Below are 17,225 nucleotides of genomic sequence, written 5' to 3'. Positions count from 1 at the left end.
CTAACTTTACTCAAGGAAGCGGACCTTTTCAAGCCGTCTCCCTGGAGTAAACCGGCTTTAGTTGAAACCGTCCCAAGGAGAAAATATGCAGGAAACCTATGCCCTCTGGCTGATTTTGATTGGAATTGCCCTGGAATTGATCTTGCTATTGATTATTTTAATCAAAAAAAACAGTTCCCTGGAGCAGGAACAGGCCGCCCAAAAGTTTTTAGAATACGAAAAACGGCTTGATAAAAATGAAGTATCCCTCCGGGATGAATTCAGCAGAAACCGGGAGGAGATACGCCAGTCCGCCAAGGATTCCCGGGAAGAACTCAACACGGTTTTCATCAATTTTTCCTCCCTTTTGGAAGGGAAACTCCGGGCCATCCTGGAATCGGTGAACAATTCGGCCCGGATAAACCGGGAGGAGTTGTCCAATGCCCTGGAGAAGATGCGGGGGGCCGTGGAAAAGAAGCTTCTGGACATCCAGAACGACAACAGCGCCAAATTGGAAAAGATGCGGGAAACGGTGGATGAAAAACTCCACAAAACCCTGGAAACCCGGTTGGGCGAATCCTTCAAGCTGGTCAGCGAGCGGCTGGAACTGGTACAGAAGGGCCTGGGGGAGATGCAGAACCTGGCCACCGGGGTGGGGGACCTGAAAAAGGTGTTGTCCAATGTTAAAACCAAGGGGGTGCTGGGGGAATATCAGTTGGGAGCGATCCTGGAGCAGCTCCTCTCCCCCAACCAATACGCCCAAAATGTAAAAACCAAAGCGGGCAGCAACGATATGGTGGAATACGCGGTGAAGATCCCCAGCAAGGAGAATTCGGAGAAGAATTTATGGCTGCCCCTGGACGCCAAATTCCCTTCGGAAGATTACGAACGGCTCCAGGAGGCCTACGAAACCGGGAACATTGATGATATAGCCCGGTATCAAAAAGAGCTGGAGCGGAAGATCCGGCTTTTTGCCCGGGATATTAAGACCAAGTACGTGGATCCCCCCAATACCACGGATTTTGCCATCATGTTTTTGCCCTTCGAGGGCCTCTATGCGGAGGTTCTGCGGATCCCCAACTTATTTGAATCCCTCCAGCGGGAGTCCAAGATCACCATCACCGGGCCCACCACCCTTTCGGCCTTTCTCTCCAGCCTGCAGATGGGGTTCCGCAGCCTGGCGGTGGAGAAACGGACCAGCGAAATATGGGAACTGCTGGGGGCGGTACGGACGGAATTCGGTAAATTCGGGGAGGTCCTGGACAAGACCAAGGAAAAACTCGACCAGGCCAGCAAAGAAATCGAACGGGCCGGAACCCGGTCCCGCTCCATTGAGCGGAAGCTGCGGGAGGTCCAAACCCTGCCCGATTCCAAGGCCCAGGCCCTGCTGGGGGAGCCGGAAGATTAAATTAACCACGAACCGCACGAACACCACGAACAAAGAAGAAGAAATCATCACGAAGATTAAGAAAATAACCACGAACCGCACGAACACCACGAACAAAGAAGAAGAAATCACCACAAAGGCGAATAAGGAATTAAGGAAGGAAGGAAGGAAGGGAATTAAGAAATTAAAATTAACTACGAACCAACAGGAACTTCACGAACAAAAACGTACATTATAGGGAGGCGGTTTCAAAACCGAAGTTTTGGAACCGCCTTTGATGATAGATAACCGGGTAACCCGCGGGCCTGTTGGTCCACGAGTTACCCGGATGAAGGGTTAAACCCCAACGCCGGCCCCCACGGGGCGCGGCGCGGGATTAAAAACGCCGGTACAATGGGTTATGGAGTAGTACCGACAAATGCCGCGTTACTGGCAATGGTAATATCGCCGGCGTTGGCAGCTATGGAACCTGCGGTTGTACCGCCTATCTGAACGAGGACGCCGTCCGCCTGCTGGTAGTCAGCTGCTACCAAGCTGGTGTTGGTAACATCTTTGCCGCCGATTTTTAACGTCGTTAACCCCGAGGCAGCCGCACCGCCGCTCCCCGCGCCCAGCAGCAGTTTGCTGGTGGCAGCATTAAATTCAAGTGCGCCGCCGGAATCCTTTAGTACAATGACGCCCCACGCGGTGCTGGAGGATCCGCCCAGTTCAATCGTGGTATTCGGCCCAATAGTCAGCGTACCGCTGGCCGCTTGGGTAATGGTAGCCCCCGCGCCCAGGGCAGTGAATGTCGTGGCCCCGGTGCCCGAGTTTGCGATAGTCGCTGCCGTAGCGCCGGTATAAGAGATGCCAATGGTATCCCCGCCAAACACCTGCCAGCCCCGGGAACCGCCGCTGATCTCGGTAGTACCCGCGATCAGCTTGCCGGGGCCTTTAAGCGTGGCGCCGCCGCTGGTAGCGGCATCACCGGCAAGCCAAAGCCGATTCGCGGCGCTGTCAACCAGGAGTTCCACACCCGCTTCCAGGGTCAGGGTTTGCTCTTTTAAGATATAGGCGTTGGGAGCGCCAATGGTTACCTCCGCGCCGTTGCCATCGGTGTCCCGGATGACTAGCCCCTCCCCGTTTATTTCAATTTGCGCGCCGTCGGAAGTACCACCGCTGACCCATTCGTAGGCGGAGCCGGTACCATCTGCTCCCACAAGCTTCGTAGCCCCGGTGGTGAATGAGGTACCGTAATTCAACAGTACCTTACCACCGTCTTCAAAGGCAGTAAACTTGTAAACATCCGTGGCATTGGTAAGGCCGACAGGGCTCGGGCCTATAATGCTGCCGCTTCCCGTAACTTCGATAGTGCCGTTTATCTTAATGGGCGCATCCGCCGGAGTGGCGGGCCCGGCGGTACTGCCGGTGGTTACCGCGCTAAAGTCAACTGCCGCGCCGGTTGGTACGGTAAGGGTCACTCCCGGATCCAGGGTAAAGGTACTCCCCGGATTGACCGCAACCACACTCCCGGCGATGAGGCTGGAGTCATTCTTTATGGCCACGTCCACTTTTGCCGTGGGGGAGACTCCCACCTGGTACAATACGTTTTTGCCCAGGGTAATTATGGTCTTTCTCGCAGGGGGAGTGGCGGTATCGACCAGGAAGCTTACCGCGGCACCCGCGTCCGCGTCAAGTTGCGCGCTGTCCTGCAGGGTAAGGGTTTCCAGCGATTTAAAGGTAACCGCAGGGGAACGGATAGTAACCGCCGCGGCGGGACCGATGAACAGGCTGGTAAGATTATCAAAGCTGTTGGTGTTAAGACCCGCCGAGGTAAAGACCGCGCTCCTCCCCAGCCTGATTTTCGCCCCCTCGGGAAGGACAATGGCCGTACTCTCTGACTCAAACTCACCGTTGTCTCCGATGGTGATGTCCGCCGCTTTTTCCAAGGTTGCGCTGTCCGCACCAAGATAGCTCCTGATCCAGACATCCGAATCCGTTGGCGTGGACGCACGGCTGGCAAGGTTATCGGTGTTCGCACTGGAGACGGTCAGTTTTTCGACATTCTCAAAGGTTGCGGAGTTCGCGATAAGGGTGCCGTTTACGGTCAGGGTTACGATATCCTCAAAGGTCGAGGCCAGGTTCTCTGCCGTAAGAGAACCGTTTACCGTAAGGTTGTGGCCTTCAGCATCCTCTATCACGCCGTTGGCGGTTATGATTGCCCCTGCGGGAATGACGCTGGGTAATACGCCCCCGCCATTGGTCTCGACGACATAGAAACGATCCCGTGATGGATAAACCCCGGCAATCACATCCGTCACCTTATAGTTAGTATCAAGGGCCCCAACTATTACCAGACTGCCCTGTCCCGCGGCGGCCCAGGCCTGGGCCGGGGTAAACCGGTCAGGAGAGGGCTCGGGAGCTATATCGTCATCGGTAATAATCAGGGTTGCGCCGGTATGGACCACGACATGGCCTGTTCCGATAACCGTACCCTTTGCATCGATGGTTCCGCTGGCCTCAAAGAAGTAATCCGCTACGTCCAGGGCGGTCGTGGTAAGCGCCTCATAGATATCCAGCTGGCCCTTGACCAGCAGTCTTTTGGTCGCTCCGTCCGTTATTAAATCCGCCAACAGTACGAGCCGGCCCCCTTCCTCTACGATGATGTTTGAAACAAGCGTACCCAAGGCAACGCCACTGTTCGTAGCGTTGGTTAAATAAACGGTCTTTCCGGTGGGGATGGTTATATCCCTGATAAGCGCGGCTGCATTCTGAGTGAAAACAATGTCGCTCACCTGGTTGGTATCGGCACGGAAATCGTTCAGCAATCCTTCAAGCTCAACAAGATCATCCGTATAGACCGCGCCATCCGGAATGGCGCCGAACGCCCCGGCCTGGGACACGGGAGCGCTGTCCCCCGATGAAGGGTTCGAGCATCCAATAAACGCAAATAAAACCAGCAGCGCTAGGGCTGCGGCTCCTAAAAACAGACTCTTTTTCGTCATAGAGTCCTCCTTAAAAAATATGCGCCCAGGATCAGATCCTGAGTGCCCCGGCACGGTTAAACGCCGGGGGTTATAAAGAGGACTTACGCATTGTAATATTTGCCTTGGAAGGCTATAATCACCTTGCGTAATTGCAACCCCGGAGGCAGTGCAGTTCCGCCAAGAATAGAACTGCCCCGGGGTCCCTCTTTATTAGAGACCCAAAAACACCGGCAACCGGGAGGCCGCCGGACATCCTTTTTGTTATAAAAGGATACTAATAATTATATCACACTCTGGTCAAAAAATCTTGTTTTTTTGAAAAAAATTTAAAAAAAATGCAAAAAAATCACTGTTCCAGTTTTTCCAAAAAATTTCGATTTGCGTTTTTATGCGTTTTAATGATACATAACACTATATATTAACATATATTACTATATTTTACTGTTTCTTGCGCATCTTAATTTTACCCCCAAAACGCTGCCTGGCACCAATTCTTCCTCTCTCCTCCCTCCTCTCTTAAACTCTTCTCCTTCCTTCCTCGCCTTCTGCGCCTTCGTGGTCGAATTCTCTTCTCTTTCTCTTCTCTTCGTTCGTGCGGGTTCGTGTCGGTTCGTGGTTAAATCTCTTTGATGCTATCCAATTTTGGATACGCCCCTTGACAGATCCCGGCTTCTCTACTAATTTGATCTATCAGAGGAGGCGGAACAAGTTCATGAAAGATCCCGTAACCCTCGCTTATATCAACCTGTACGGTATTTTAGGGGGAATGGAGGACCTCTGCGCCCTTTCCCCGGAGGCAAAGGAACTTATCTCCGTCCTTCCCGGAGGTAAACCCCTGACCGTGGGTTTTACCGTAAAAAACGGGCCGGCCATGACCCTCTCGTTTACGGAACAGGGCTGCGCCGCCCGGATAGGGAAGGGGCCCTGCGATATCAGGCTGCCCTTCTCGGGTTGTGAAAAATTTAACGGCCTTATCGACGGCACGGTGACCCCCATCCCCAGTAAAGGTTTTACCAAACTCAGATTTCTTACCCAAACCTTTACCAAACTGACCAAAATCCTGGAACAGTATCTGCGGCCCCCGGCGGACATCTCTGATCCCGGCTTTTTTAACGCCAGTACGGTGATTATGTTTTTTGTAATCGCCCGGACCCTTTCCCAGATCGGCAACCACGATTCCATCGGCCGGTTCACCGCTTCCAATATCGCCGATGGAACGATAGTATTATCCATCGCCGGGGGGCCCAAAGCCGCCATCCAGGTCAAAGACCATGGGTTGACCGCTTCCCGGACGATTCCCGAAAACTACCATGCCCTTATGGAGTTTGAAAGTTTATCCCTGGCGCGGCAGCTTTTCGACGGCAAGGTAAACGCCCTGGCCTGTGTGGGGCAGGGCCTTATCTCCATGCAGGGCAATTTGGGGATGCTGGACAATGTGAACCGTCTGCTGGACCGGGCGGCCTTTTATTTAACTTAGGGGGCCCCTGCAAAGAGCCGTGCCCGAAGCCAACCTTTGAGCAGGTTCCGAATTCTGATCGTTACAGAGGGCCTGGGGGAGTAGCTATGAGTTTTCCGGTTTATACCTATACCAAAAGCGCCGAGGAATTTAAGCGGGCGCTGCGGGTGATCCCTTCGGGGATCTACGGCCACCAGGGCCCGGCGGAGGGCTGTTTTGTGCCGGTCACGGCCTTCCCCTTTTTTTCGGAACGGGCCCAGGGGACTTATTTTTGGGACGTGGACGGCAACCGCTTTATCGACTATATGTGCGCCTACGGACCTAACGTGTTGGGGTATAACGATGCGGATGTGGACCGGGCCGCGGCAAAACAGCGGGAAAAGGGGGACTGCATCACCACCCCTTCCTCCAAAATGATCGATTTTGCGGAACTCCTCACCGATACGGTAGCCTCCGCGGATTGGGCGTTTTTTATGAAAAACGGGGGGGATTCCACCACCCTGGCGATCATGACCGCCCGGGCCCACACCCGCCGAAAAAAGATCGTCTTTTTTAAGGGTTATTACCACGGGGTGACCCCCTGGACCCAAAAGATCGATTATCCGGGGGTCCTGGAGGAGGATGTGGCCAACAACCTCTATGTACCCTGGAACGACTACGAAAAACTCGCCGAAGTGTTCGAGGAAAACAAAGGGGAAATCGCGGCGCTTATCTCCCAGCCCTACCTCCACGGTAACTTCGCGGACAACGAATTGCCCGGCGAAGGTTTTTGGCAAAAGGTCCGCAAACTCTGTACCGATACGGAGACGATCCTTATCCTGGACGATGTCCGGGCGGGCTTCCGGCTGGACCTGGCCGGGAGCGACCACTTTTTCGGCTTCCAGGCGGACCTGATCTGTTTCTGCAAGGCCCTGGCCAACGGCTACAATGTAAGCGCCCTCTGCGGTCAGGAATTTCTCCGCAATACCGTCAGCGGCCTCACCTTTACCGGGAGCTATTGGCTCTCCGCCGTCCCCTTTGCCGCGGGTATAGCCTGTATCGAAAAGATGAAAAACCTCAAGCTCCCCCAGGTCCTCCACGAAAAGGGAACCCGCCTTACCCAGGGGCTCATCGGGGCGGCCAAAAAACACGGCTATACCCTGCACGTCTCGGGTATGCCCGCCCTCTTTTACCTGCGCCTGGCCGACATCGGTTTGGACGGCAAAACCCCGGCCCTGATGCTCCACCAGCGCTGGATCGCCGAAATGGTAAAGCGGGGCATATACCTAACCAACCACCACAACCACTTCCTCAACTACTCCCTCAGCGACGAGGACATCCAAACCACCCTGGATGTGGCCGACGAAGCCTTTTCGGTGTTATAATTGAAGGTCATGGCGGAAATTCCCCACCGGTTCCTGCTTCAGTAATTCTCAGTTTCAACAAAAGACAGGAAAAACAACCACGAACATCACAAACCTCACGATCATCACAAACTTTTAGGACAGGTCCTTCGGTTTTTTTGAATCCGTTCGTGTCTGTTCGAGTGGTTCGTGGTTATTTTAAACGGAGATTACTGTTCCTGCTTGTTTTTGTCTTGCAAATAAAGTATATTGTAAGTACAAGGTAAAGCGTATGACCCAAAATGTTACTATCCGTATGAATTCGGAATTGAAAAAGCAGGCCGAAGAACTTTTTAACGAACTGGGGATGAATATGTCCACAGCCATTACCATTTTTGTACGCCAATCGGTACGGCAGCGGAAAATTCCCTTTGAAATCAGTATCCCCGCGCCGCTTATCCGTGCCGGCTATACTATACCCTCCGGGGAAGAAGATGATCCCTTCTACAGCGAAAAGAATTTACGGCACCTGCAGGCATCGATTAAAGAGCTGGAAGATGGAAAAGTCGTAATAAAAAAAATGGAAGAGTTGCCGGGGATGGAAAAATGACCATCGCTTTTTCCGAAAGCGGATGGGCACAGTATCTTTCTTGGCAAAACCATGACAAAAAAACGATAAACAGAATGACTCTCCCCGCCCTGAAGGCTAAACTTGACCCACAAATAGTAAGAAATCACCACAAAGGCGCAGAAGGCGAAAAAGGTAAATTAGTCATTTAAGACCACCTGCCGTATTCCATCCTCAAAATGAACTTCATAGGCACAATCCAATACCTTTTTTCCTGCTCCTCAATAACCATTTTCTTTCTTCTTCGCCTTATGCGCCTTGGTGGTCGAATTCTCTTTCTTCCTTTTCGCCGGTGTATTGAAGCCGGTATAGTCCCGCGTAGAGGCCGTTTCGCTCGATAAGATCCTGGTGTTTTCCCTCCTCCACCAGGACCCCGCCGGAAAGTACCAGGATCCGGTCCGCATGCCGGATGGTGGAAAGCCGGTGGGCGATGACCAGGGAGGTTCGTCCCGCCAGCACCCGTTGGATCCCCAGCTGGATCAGGTGTTCCGTTTCGGTATCAATGGAGCTGGTTGCTTCGTCCAGGACCACAATGGCCGGGTTATGGGCGATGACCCGGGCAAAACTGATAAGCTGCCGCTGACCGGAGGAAATATTGGCGGCCCCTTCGGAAAGTTTGGTCTGGTAGCCCTGGGGCAGCCGGGAAATAAACTCATGGGCATGAACCGCCCGGGCCGCCTCCTCGATCTCCCCTTCCGAAAGGGGCAGCCCCAGGCTGATGTTCTCCGCCACGGTACCGGAAAACAAAAACACCTCCTGCAGGACCGGCAGGACCGACCGCCGCAGTTCCTGCAGGGGAATGTCCTTGATAGGTATGCCGTCCAGCCGGATTTCGCCGGAATCGATGTCCCAAAGCCGGGCCAGCACATTGGTGATGGTGGTCTTTCCCGCCCCGGTATACCCCACAATGGCGGCCATCTCACCGGGATGCACGGTAAAGGTAAGGCCCCGCAGGATCTCCTCCCCTTTTTTATAGGAAAAACAGACATTTTCAAATTCAATATGCCCCCGGACCATTCCCTCCACGGATCTCTTCCCCGCATCGGGGATCGCCTCCTGGGTATCCAAAAGTTTGAACACCCGTTCCCCCCCGGCCATGGCGGACTGGAGGAGGGTATATTTTTCCGCGATATCCATCACCGGGGAATAGAACATCCCCACCAGGTTGATAAAGGCGATGAGCACCCCCAGGGAAAGGGAGAGGGAGAGTACCATGGAGGCCCCCACCACTACAACCGTGGCCGTGGTTAGGGTGGCAAGAAAATCGATCAGGGGCCTGAAAATGGCAAACACATACATTTCTTCCAAATTCGCCCGGAGGTACTCCTGGTTCCGTTCGCCGAATTCCTCACGGCTTTTCCGCCCCCCCAAAAAAAGCTGCACCACCTGGACCCCGGAAAGGCGTTCCGAAAGGTAGGCGTTCACCCGGGAAGAAGCGATCCGCTGCCGCCGAAAGGCGTCCCGGGCCCGGACACGGCTTATGGCGGTGATCACCGCCACCGGAGACATGGTTAAAAGCACCACCGCGGCTAATTTGGGGGAAAGAAAAAAGAGGGTAACCAGGGCCCCGGCCATAATGGAAAGGTCCTTGATAAAGGCCACCAGCACCGAGGTGAAAAATTCATTGATGGTTTCCACATCTCCGGTAAGCCGGGTTACGATACGGCCCACCGGGTGCCGGGAAAGAAAATCCGTGGATTGGGAGGCGGTCTTTCTGAACAGTTCCAGGCGCATATCCTTCATAACCCGCTGGCCGATCAGGCTGGTGGTCCAGGTTTGGATAAAGGTAAAGATAAAAACCAGCACCAGGATCAAAAACAAAAACACCACTACCCGAAAGATAACCGAAAGGTCCCGGCCCCGGATCGCTTGAATCTCTGAAATCGAAAGGGAATAGAGGTCCCCGGTCCGGATAGCCGCGGTGTCCCCCTCCGCGGCAAAAAGTTCCCGGTGGGCTTCGATAATTTGCCGGGCGGGATCGCCGGGGGCAAGAGAAAAACCGTACCATTGGTCATCCAGAAGGATCCCCCGGCTCTTGAGGACTTCGTCAAGGCGGCCGGAAATCCGGGTATTCTGATCCTGGGGGATAAGGATAAAACCGCCGGCCCTGAGGGCCCGGGGGGCCGAGAGGAGCCGGTCCAAGCCGTTCCGGGTCTCCTCGTCCAAATTGTTCCCTTCCCGGGACACCGCGTCGGCGGAGATCGCGAAAAAACGGGCCAGGATGGCGCCGTCAATGAGCCGCTGTTCCAGGACCGGGATCAGAAGTTCCCCCAGGGTAGAGATGACCAGGGCAAGGGTGGTGATGATCGCCAGGGTCCGGTAGGGTTTTACATAGGAAAGGATCCGGCCGACAATGCCGCGGTCATAACCCTTGACCACTTCCTCAACATCAAAATACTCAGCCATTGTTTTCACCCTCCCCTTCCGCCGGCCGCCCCCCGGCGGCAAGCTGCTGCAGGGCCGCCATCCGGGCGTAAAAACCGCCCCGGAGCGCCAGTTCCCGGGGGCTGCCGTATTCGGAGATCCGGCCCTTTTCCAGGACCAGCACCTGATCGGCGTAGCCCAGGGCCGAAACCCGGTGGGACACGATGAGGGTGGTCAAGCCCCGGCGTTCCTCCAGCAGCCCCGTCAGGACCCGTTTTTCGGTTTCAGCGTCCACCGCCGAGAGGGAGTCATCCAGGATAAGAATTTCCGGGGTCCCGATGACCGCCCGGGAAATGGCCACCCGCTGTTTCTGCCCCCCCGACAAGGTAAGCCCCCGTTCCCCGATGACCGTATCCCAGCCCTGATGAAAGGCTTCCAGATCCCGGTCTATGGCGGAAAGGGCCGCCGCCTTTTCAAGCAGCGCCCCCGCATCCCCCGGACCGGCGGGACGCTTCTCCAAACCGTAACGGATATTGTGTTTAATAGAATCGGAAAAGAGGTAACTGTCCTGGGGGGTTACCCCAAAAAGGCTCCTGAGTTCATTCAGGTCCCAGTCCCGTACATCCAGGCCGTAAACAAACACGCTCCCCGCCGGGGGGTCCACCATCCGGGTCAGGGTTTTGATGAGGGTAGACTTTCCCGAACCGGTCCTGCCGAGGATCCCGACCACGGTTCCCCGGGGGATGGTCAGGCTGAGATCATCCAACACCGTGACCCCATCGATATAGGAAAAACTCAAATGCCGCAGTTCCACCGCCTTTTCCCCGGAGGATGCCATTCCGGGGGTTTCCGGGGATCTGATGGTGGGGATGGTTCGCAAAACCTCATTTACCCGGCCTAAACTCACCGCCCCCCGCTGGATCATATTCACCATAAAACCCGCCCCAATCAGGGGCCATATCAACATCTGCAGGTAGGTGAAAAGGGCCACCAGGTCCCCGGGGCTCATGATCCCCTCCACGACCCGCCTTCCCCCCACCAGGAGGACGATCAGGGTGGTAAGTCCCGAGAGGAAGGAGATCAGGGGGAAAAAAATGCCGAAGATCTTGACCAGCGCCATATTGGCTTCCCGGTAATCATCGTTGGTATCGGCGAATTTTTTTATAAACCACCATTCCTTGACAAAGGATTTTATCACCCGGATACCGGCAAAGGTTTCCTGGGCCGTATCGCTCATATTGGAATAGGTTTCCTGCGCCCGCTGAAAACGTTTTCCCACCGCATTCCCAAAAAGGAGGATCAAGGCGGTAATAAAGGGGAGGGGAATAACCGCGGGAAGGGCGGTTACGGCGTCCTGGACAAAAACAATCACCAGGATCGCCATGGCCATCATGGTCCCATCCACAAAGGCCACCAGCCCCATACTAATGGCCTGCCGTACCGCGTTGAGATCATTGGTGGCCCGGGCCATCAGATCCCCGATTTTATTCTTTTGGTAAAAATCATAGGACAAGGTCATAAGGTGGGAAAAGAGCCGCTCCCGGAGTTCCGCCTCGATGCGGCGGGAAGAACCGTGGATAAAATAACGCCACAAAAAACGGCCCCCGGACAATACGGCCATGACCGCCACCATCCCTCCCCCCAGGGCCAATATAACATACCAGTTAAAATGCCCCGAAGAGATCAGATCCACCGCGGCCCGGATAAACTGGGGGATCACCATTTGGGCGGCGTCGGTTATCACCAGGCATACAAAGCCCCAAAAATAACGCAGCCGGTACTGTTTAAGGTAGGGGAAAAGGGTTTTAAATTCCTTAAGAGACCACTTTCGCATCTTGTCTCTTCAGCAGGGGATCGCTTCTTTTTTTTAAATCAGCCTCCAGCTTGGCGGACCAAATGTCAGATTTTTTCTTTATCTGCTCCGCTTCCTCCCGCTCCCCCAGGAGCGCATGTATACGCCGCAGGGCGTCCAGGAAGTGAATCCCCATTCTAAAATCATCAATACGGTGGGTGGAAAGCTCATACATTTGCCGGTACCGAGCCGCCGCCTGACCCAGGAGCTGTTTGACCAGCCGCAGATGATAGATCGTGGGTTCATAAAAGGGGGACCGGGGATCCGTATTAACCACCACCTTTCTCAAATCCAGAATATTTTTTGCCACCGCGGCATAACGGCCCTCCAGATCCACAAAGGACCACCGCCACTTGGTATTGTCCCCATAGGCATTTTCCAGCAGATCGATACCAAGCCCCAGCTTTCGGATCAGAAGATAACGCCGGGCCGCATCCATGGATTCAATCCCGGCCAGCTTATCCTCGTATTCCGAGAAGGGGGCATCCACCAGGTTACTGACGGTTTCTTCCAGATAGATAATTCCCTTGTACAGGGCTTTTCTGCCGTCATTCAAGGCTTCCTCGTTTTTGGTCTTCAACATCGATTGGGAAATCGTACTCACGATGATATAATGGGAAGCGAGGTCGAGCATCTCATCCACCAGGGCAAGCCGCTTAACAGCGGCATTTTCCGGATCCCCTTGAATCTCCGTTAAAATCGTTTTTTCCCGCTCCAGGATGGCTTCAATGGCTTCCCGATACGCCGTGATTCTCTTTATATAAAAATAGCGTTCCGCATTGGAAATTTTCGCCATAACTTACTCCGCTATAGTACCTGGGCGGTTCCAAAACTTCAGTTTTGAAACCGGCTCAAGGAAAGGACCGGCCGTATTTGGCCAACAACTCATCCGCATGAGCCAGGGCGGCATGGGCGGCGGCGTCCCCGGCCAGCATCCGGGCAATTTCCTCCCGCCGCTCCCGGCTGTTTAATACCGATACGGTCGTGATGGTCCTTCCCGCTTCGCTCCTTTTTTCCACCCTTAAATGATTATCGGCACGAACCGCAATACTGGCAAGGTGGGTAATGCAAAAGATCTGTTTTAGTTTTCCTATTTTAACCAGATATTCCCCCACCGAAAGGGCGACCTCCCCGCCGATGCCCGCGTCAATCTCATCAAAAACCAGGGTCTCGATGGTATCCGCATCGGCCAGGACGGTTTTAATCGCCAACATCACCCGGGAAAGCTCCCCCCCCGAAGCTATCCGGGAAAGCTCTTTGAGGGGCTCCCCGGTATTGGCGGAAATGAGGAATTCCACGTCCTCCGCCCCCCAGGGGCCGCAGGTCAGGCTTCCCTGCCCCTGCCCGGGGCCTTGTCCGGAGCCAAGGCCGGGGCCTTGCCCGGGGCCAAGGCCCTTGGGGAGTATGGCCGCGGAAAACCGGGCCTGGGGCATACCCAAGCTCGTGAGGATCCCGGTTATCTTTTCCCCCAGTTTCAGGGCCCCGGCCTTGCGCTTGCCGCTTAAGGACGCCGCCCTAAGGGCGATATCCCGTTCCCGGGCGCTAATTTCAGCCTTGAGCTTCTCCCGGTTTTCTTCGGCCCGGCAAAGGGTCTCAATTTCCTTTTCCGCCTCCTCCCGGTAACGGAGCAGGGCCTCCTCATCCCCGGCGCCCCCCGGAGCAACAGGGGAACCATACTTCTTTTTGAGCCGGTAGAGCTGGGCGAGGCGTTCTTCCACCTCTTCCAGCCGTTCCGGATCGTAGCGCAGCCCGTTCCGGTAGGAACGGAGTTCTTCCGACAGATCCTCCGCCTCGTAATAGAGATCTTCCAGGCGTTTATGGATCGCCGCAAGTTCCCCGTCAATGGCCGCGGCCCCTTCCAGGGCGGAACGGGATCGCCGGGCCAAGGCCAGCACCGACGCATCCCCGTCAAAAAGGGCGGCGGCGGCCCCGTTTACCTGACCGGCAAGCTTTTCAAAATCCGCGAGCCGTGCCGCTTCGGCCTCCAGCTCCCGGCCTTCACCCTTTTTGGGCGCGGCGCGGTTTATCTCATCCACCGCGTACTGCAGAATTTCGATCTGCGCCTCCCGGTCCCGTTCGTCGCGGAGGGAGGCCTCCATGGCCTTTTTACTATCCGCCAGTGCAAGAAAAGCCCAGTTGAACTCCGCCGCTTCCTCCTCAAGCCCCGCGAACCGGTCCAGATAGCGGCGGTGGGTTTCCTTCCGTAAGAGGGATTCGTGGGCATGCTGCCCGTGGAGGTCGAAAAGATAGGCCATGGACTCCGTCAGATCCGTCCGGGTCAGGGGCACGTTCTGAATATATATGGAACCCCGGCCCGAAGATTTTATATTCCGGCGGACGATCAGCTTGCCGTCTTCGGTTTCAATTTCCCGCTCCTTGAGCCAGGTAAGGAGGTCCTGATTTTTCTCATCCACGGATAGTACCGCGGATACCGCGGCCTCGTCACTGCCGGTACGGATCACCTCCGGATCCGCCTTGGCCCCCAATAAAAAACTCAAGGAACCCACGATGATGGACTTACCCGCGCCGGTTTCGCCGGTAAGGATGTTAAGCCCGTCCTCGAAGGAGAGGGTGAGGTTTTCGATGAGGGCATAGTTCCGCACGGAAAGTTCCTCAAGCATCGGGGCCTCCGGACCAATTCAATTTAGAACGGAGGACCTTATAAAAAACCTCCCGGTCCGATGCGATGAGCAGGGCCTGGTAGGGGGCTTTCCGGATAAAGATCCGGTCCTTTGGCTCCAGCGGCTCGGTGATCTGGCCATCCACGGTCAACAACACGCCGCTCCGCTGTTCCTCCTCAACCTCCACGGTGATAGTTTCGTGGGCGGGGACCACCATGGGACGGTTGGAAAGGGTGAAGGGGCAGATGGGGTTGATGATGACCGCCTCTATTTCGGGGTCCAGGATGGGCCCGCCGGCGGCCACCGAATAGGCGGTGGACCCCGTGGGGGTGGCGACGATGAGGCCGTCGGACCGGAAATGCCCTATGCGGATGCGATCCTCCGACGCCACCTGCAGCCGGATGAGTTTGGCAATCCCCGACGCGGAAATGACCGCATCGTTCAGGCAGGCGGAACTGGCCACGATCCGCCCCCGGCGTTCCACGGTTATTTCCAGCATGAACCTCCGGGAAATGGGGGCATCCGAGCGGATCCACCGGTCAAAAACCTGTGCCCATTCATCGGGATGAACCGCGGCAATAAAGCCCAGGGACCCCAGGTTGATGGGAAGGATGGGGATGCCCTGGGGGGCCATGGTCCGGGCGGCATAGAGCACGGTACCGTCCCCCCCAAGGCTAAAACAGATATCACCCTGAACCTGCTGGTTAGCTTCGGAGGCGCCCTCATAGACCAGGGAGGCAACCTCCATGTTTCTCCGGCGCAGTTCCCCGGTGATTTCTTCCGCCAAAATTGGAGCATTTATTTTGTGGAGATTGACGATCAACAACGCCCGTTTTATTTCCGGCATTCCAATTTTGCTCCATATTAGGGGAGGGATACGATGAGTTTTACCACCTTTTCGATTTCCGATGCCCCAAGTCTTGGATACAGGGGGAACAGAACGGTCCGCAGGGACAGGGAATAACTCTCCGGGCACTGGGCCGGGGGGATACGGCCGCTGCCCACCACGGTATCCTCAAAGGCGCTTTCCACGACAATCTCCTTCCGTTTGGCATAGGCCTTAACATCCTTAGCCCCGGTCTCAAGGATCAGGGGAAAGGCGTAGTGGTTATATTCTGTTTCTTCGGTTTCACTGAACCGCTTATGCCGGGTCTGTAAGGCCGACTGGGTGTAGGCCCGGGCGATTTCCTTCCGTTTTTGCAGGTTTTTTGCCGCCTCCCGGAATTGTACCACCGCCATGGCGGCATTCATATCGGGAAGGCAAAATTCGGGCAGGGGGTCCAGGTTCCGCAATACCGCCGCATCCCGGCGGCTTACCGCATATAAAAGCGCCCCCCCGCCGGCGGTGAGCATATCCCGTTCCTCCAGCCCCAAAATGGTCAACACCCCAAAGGATCCGGCCTTTGCCTCTCCCAAAAGGCCGCCGTAACTGCGGGAACAATCCTCAATTACCGGGATCCCTAGGGCGGTGATGGCGGGCATATCCGGGATAAACCCCAACACATGATGTACCACCATACAGCGGATCTCAAGCTCCGGGGGCTTTCCCGCCAGGGCCGCCTCAATGGTTTCCGGCCCCATGTTACAGGTTGAGGGGAGGACATCGCAATACACGGGGATGAGCCGCAGGCTTTCAATAACCTGGACATAATACCGGGGGGACAGGGCGGATATCACCACCCCCTGCCCATCCGCAAGGCCCAGAGATTCCAGGGCCAGGCGCAGGGCTATGGCGGGGCTCCGGAGGGCTAAACTATAATCATATTGAAGATAGTCCCGGGCCCCGACGGTCAGCAGCCGGGACTGATCCCCCGGGCCTACTTTATCCTCCACCAAGGCGGTAAGAACCGCATCCATCTCCTTTCGCCTGATAGTCGGAGAATAGACATCAATCTTCATGCAATACCTCAAATTCCGGCAATCCGGCGTTTCTTCTGACTTTACCTCGATGCGCCGCTCGGTTTATCTTCTCAGTTCCGATATTTTCTGCAATTCTTTGGGGTTAAAGAGGTCCCGGATATCCAAAATAATCAGGTATCCCTTTTCCTGACGGACCACCCCCTGGATATATTCCGCCCCAATGCCGGTCAACATCTGCGGCGGGGGTTGAACATCCTCTTTTTCAATGGTTACCACCCGGGAAACCCGGTCGATAATAACCCCCAGCTTCATACCGTCAATATCCAGGATAATAAACCCCGAAAGAAGCTCGTCTTCCTCTGAATTCAGGATCTTCTTTAAATGGAATCGCTTATGCAAATTAATAATGGGGATTATTTCGCTGCGCAGATTAAAAATTCCCTCGACATAGACCGGGGCATTGGGGATTGCCCTGATTCCCTGGACCCGGACTATTTCCTTGACATCCATTATATTAATCCCATACAATTCCTCACCAAGCTGGAAAGTAACTAATTGTTTTTGATCCGCCATAGCAACTCCCTTTTAACCCCATTTTCCCTCAGGTATTCACCCGGAACATACCTTGATCCCTTCACAAACAGAACCATAGATAAATGTACTATTTAATGGCGTTTTCTTCAAGGGATAAAAGCAAATAAAAAAAGCCTGGCAATGACCTACTTTCCCACCCTTTCGAAGGGCAGTATCATCGGCGTAAGAGGGCTTGACTTCCGTGTTCGGAATGGGA

At 55.0% G+C, this 17,225-nt stretch carries 13 protein-coding genes and 1 rRNA gene; 5 read left to right on the top strand and 9 right to left on the bottom strand.

The annotated features are described in order from the left end of the window. Positions 1–85: 85 nt before the first annotated feature. Positions 86–1,387 (top strand): DNA recombination protein RmuC, encoded by a 1,302-nt coding sequence (locus tag LQZ21_RS12095; RefSeq protein ID WP_411044727.1) that lies wholly within the window; start codon positions 86–88, stop codon positions 1,385–1,387. Between the two features lie 377 nt (positions 1,388–1,764). Here the strand turns inward: LQZ21_RS12095 and LQZ21_RS12090 are convergent, their stop codons facing one another. Continuing rightward, a complete protein-coding gene (locus LQZ21_RS12090; protein ID WP_411044725.1) occupies positions 1,765–4,350 on the bottom strand; it encodes a hypothetical protein in 2,586 nt (861 codons plus the stop codon). Positions 4,351–5,044: 694 nt separating this feature from the next. On the opposite strand from LQZ21_RS12090, the gene LQZ21_RS12085 reads away from it, so the two are divergent. The 4 genes from LQZ21_RS12085 to LQZ21_RS12070 all read left to right on the top strand — a co-directional run bounded on the left by LQZ21_RS12085 (position 5,045) and on the right by LQZ21_RS12070 (position 7,890). Next, complete coding sequence (locus tag LQZ21_RS12085) at positions 5,045–5,809, top strand: hypothetical protein (protein WP_411044724.1); 765 nt, start codon at positions 5,045–5,047, stop codon at positions 5,807–5,809. Between the two features lie 86 nt (positions 5,810–5,895). Further along, on the top strand, positions 5,896–7,152 hold the full coding sequence (locus tag LQZ21_RS12080) for an aminotransferase class III-fold pyridoxal phosphate-dependent enzyme (protein WP_411044722.1): 1,257 nt from the start codon (positions 5,896–5,898) through the stop codon (positions 7,150–7,152). A 274-nt stretch (positions 7,153–7,426) separates the two neighbouring features. After that, entirely contained in the window at positions 7,427–7,720 is a 294-nt protein-coding gene (locus tag LQZ21_RS12075; protein ID WP_411044720.1) for a type II toxin-antitoxin system RelB/DinJ family antitoxin, read from the top strand. Continuing rightward, positions 7,717–7,890, top strand: a complete 174-nt coding sequence (locus LQZ21_RS12070; protein WP_411044718.1) for a type II toxin-antitoxin system RelE/ParE family toxin — start codon at positions 7,717–7,719, stop codon at positions 7,888–7,890. The genes LQZ21_RS12075 and LQZ21_RS12070 overlap by 4 nt, the downstream gene beginning before the upstream one ends. 97 nt (positions 7,891–7,987) lie before the next feature. On the opposite strand, the gene LQZ21_RS12065 is transcribed toward LQZ21_RS12070, so the two are convergent. The 8 genes from LQZ21_RS12065 to rrf form a co-directional block, all read right to left on the bottom strand. After that, positions 7,988–10,144: an ABC transporter ATP-binding protein gene (locus LQZ21_RS12065; RefSeq protein WP_411044717.1), complete on the bottom strand. Its 2,157-nt coding sequence runs from the start codon at positions 10,142–10,144 to the stop codon at positions 7,988–7,990. Next, positions 10,137–11,936, bottom strand: a complete 1,800-nt coding sequence (locus tag LQZ21_RS12060) for an ABC transporter ATP-binding protein (RefSeq protein ID WP_411044716.1) — start codon at positions 11,934–11,936, stop codon at positions 10,137–10,139. Before LQZ21_RS12060 ends, LQZ21_RS12065 begins: the two co-directional genes overlap by 8 nt. After that, the gene (locus tag LQZ21_RS12055) at positions 11,917–12,750 is read right to left on the bottom strand and encodes a hypothetical protein (protein WP_411044714.1); all 834 of its coding nucleotides are present in this window, start codon (positions 12,748–12,750) and stop codon (positions 11,917–11,919) included. The genes LQZ21_RS12060 and LQZ21_RS12055 overlap by 20 nt, the downstream gene beginning before the upstream one ends. 55 nt (positions 12,751–12,805) lie before the next feature. Next, positions 12,806–14,575 (bottom strand): DNA repair protein RecN, encoded by a 1,770-nt coding sequence (gene recN / locus LQZ21_RS12050; RefSeq protein WP_411044712.1) that lies wholly within the window; start codon positions 14,573–14,575, stop codon positions 12,806–12,808. Further along, positions 14,568–15,422, bottom strand: coding sequence for an NAD(+)/NADH kinase (locus LQZ21_RS12045; protein ID WP_411044710.1), 855 nt, complete (start codon positions 15,420–15,422; stop codon positions 14,568–14,570). Before LQZ21_RS12045 ends, recN begins: the two co-directional genes overlap by 8 nt. Positions 15,423–15,439: 17 nt before the next feature. Next, complete coding sequence (locus tag LQZ21_RS12040; protein WP_411044708.1) at positions 15,440–16,474, bottom strand: DegT/DnrJ/EryC1/StrS family aminotransferase; 1,035 nt, start codon at positions 16,472–16,474, stop codon at positions 15,440–15,442. A gap of 63 nt (positions 16,475–16,537) precedes the next feature. Further along, positions 16,538–17,008 carry a chemotaxis protein CheW gene (locus LQZ21_RS12035; protein WP_411044707.1) on the bottom strand — a complete coding sequence of 157 codons (471 nt, stop codon included), beginning with the start codon at positions 17,006–17,008 and terminating at the stop codon, positions 16,538–16,540. 133 nt (positions 17,009–17,141) lie between these two features. Then, positions 17,142–17,225 (bottom strand): 5S ribosomal RNA (gene rrf / locus LQZ21_RS12030); the annotation flags it as partial.

Origin of the sequence: Treponema sp. TIM-1 (genome assembly GCF_046533115.1) — a bacterium.
Taxonomy (GTDB): domain Bacteria; phylum Spirochaetota; class Spirochaetia; order Treponematales; family Breznakiellaceae; genus JAIRMO01.
Note: the sequence above shows the minus strand (reverse complement) of the source record. Positions and strands in the feature narration are given on the sequence as shown.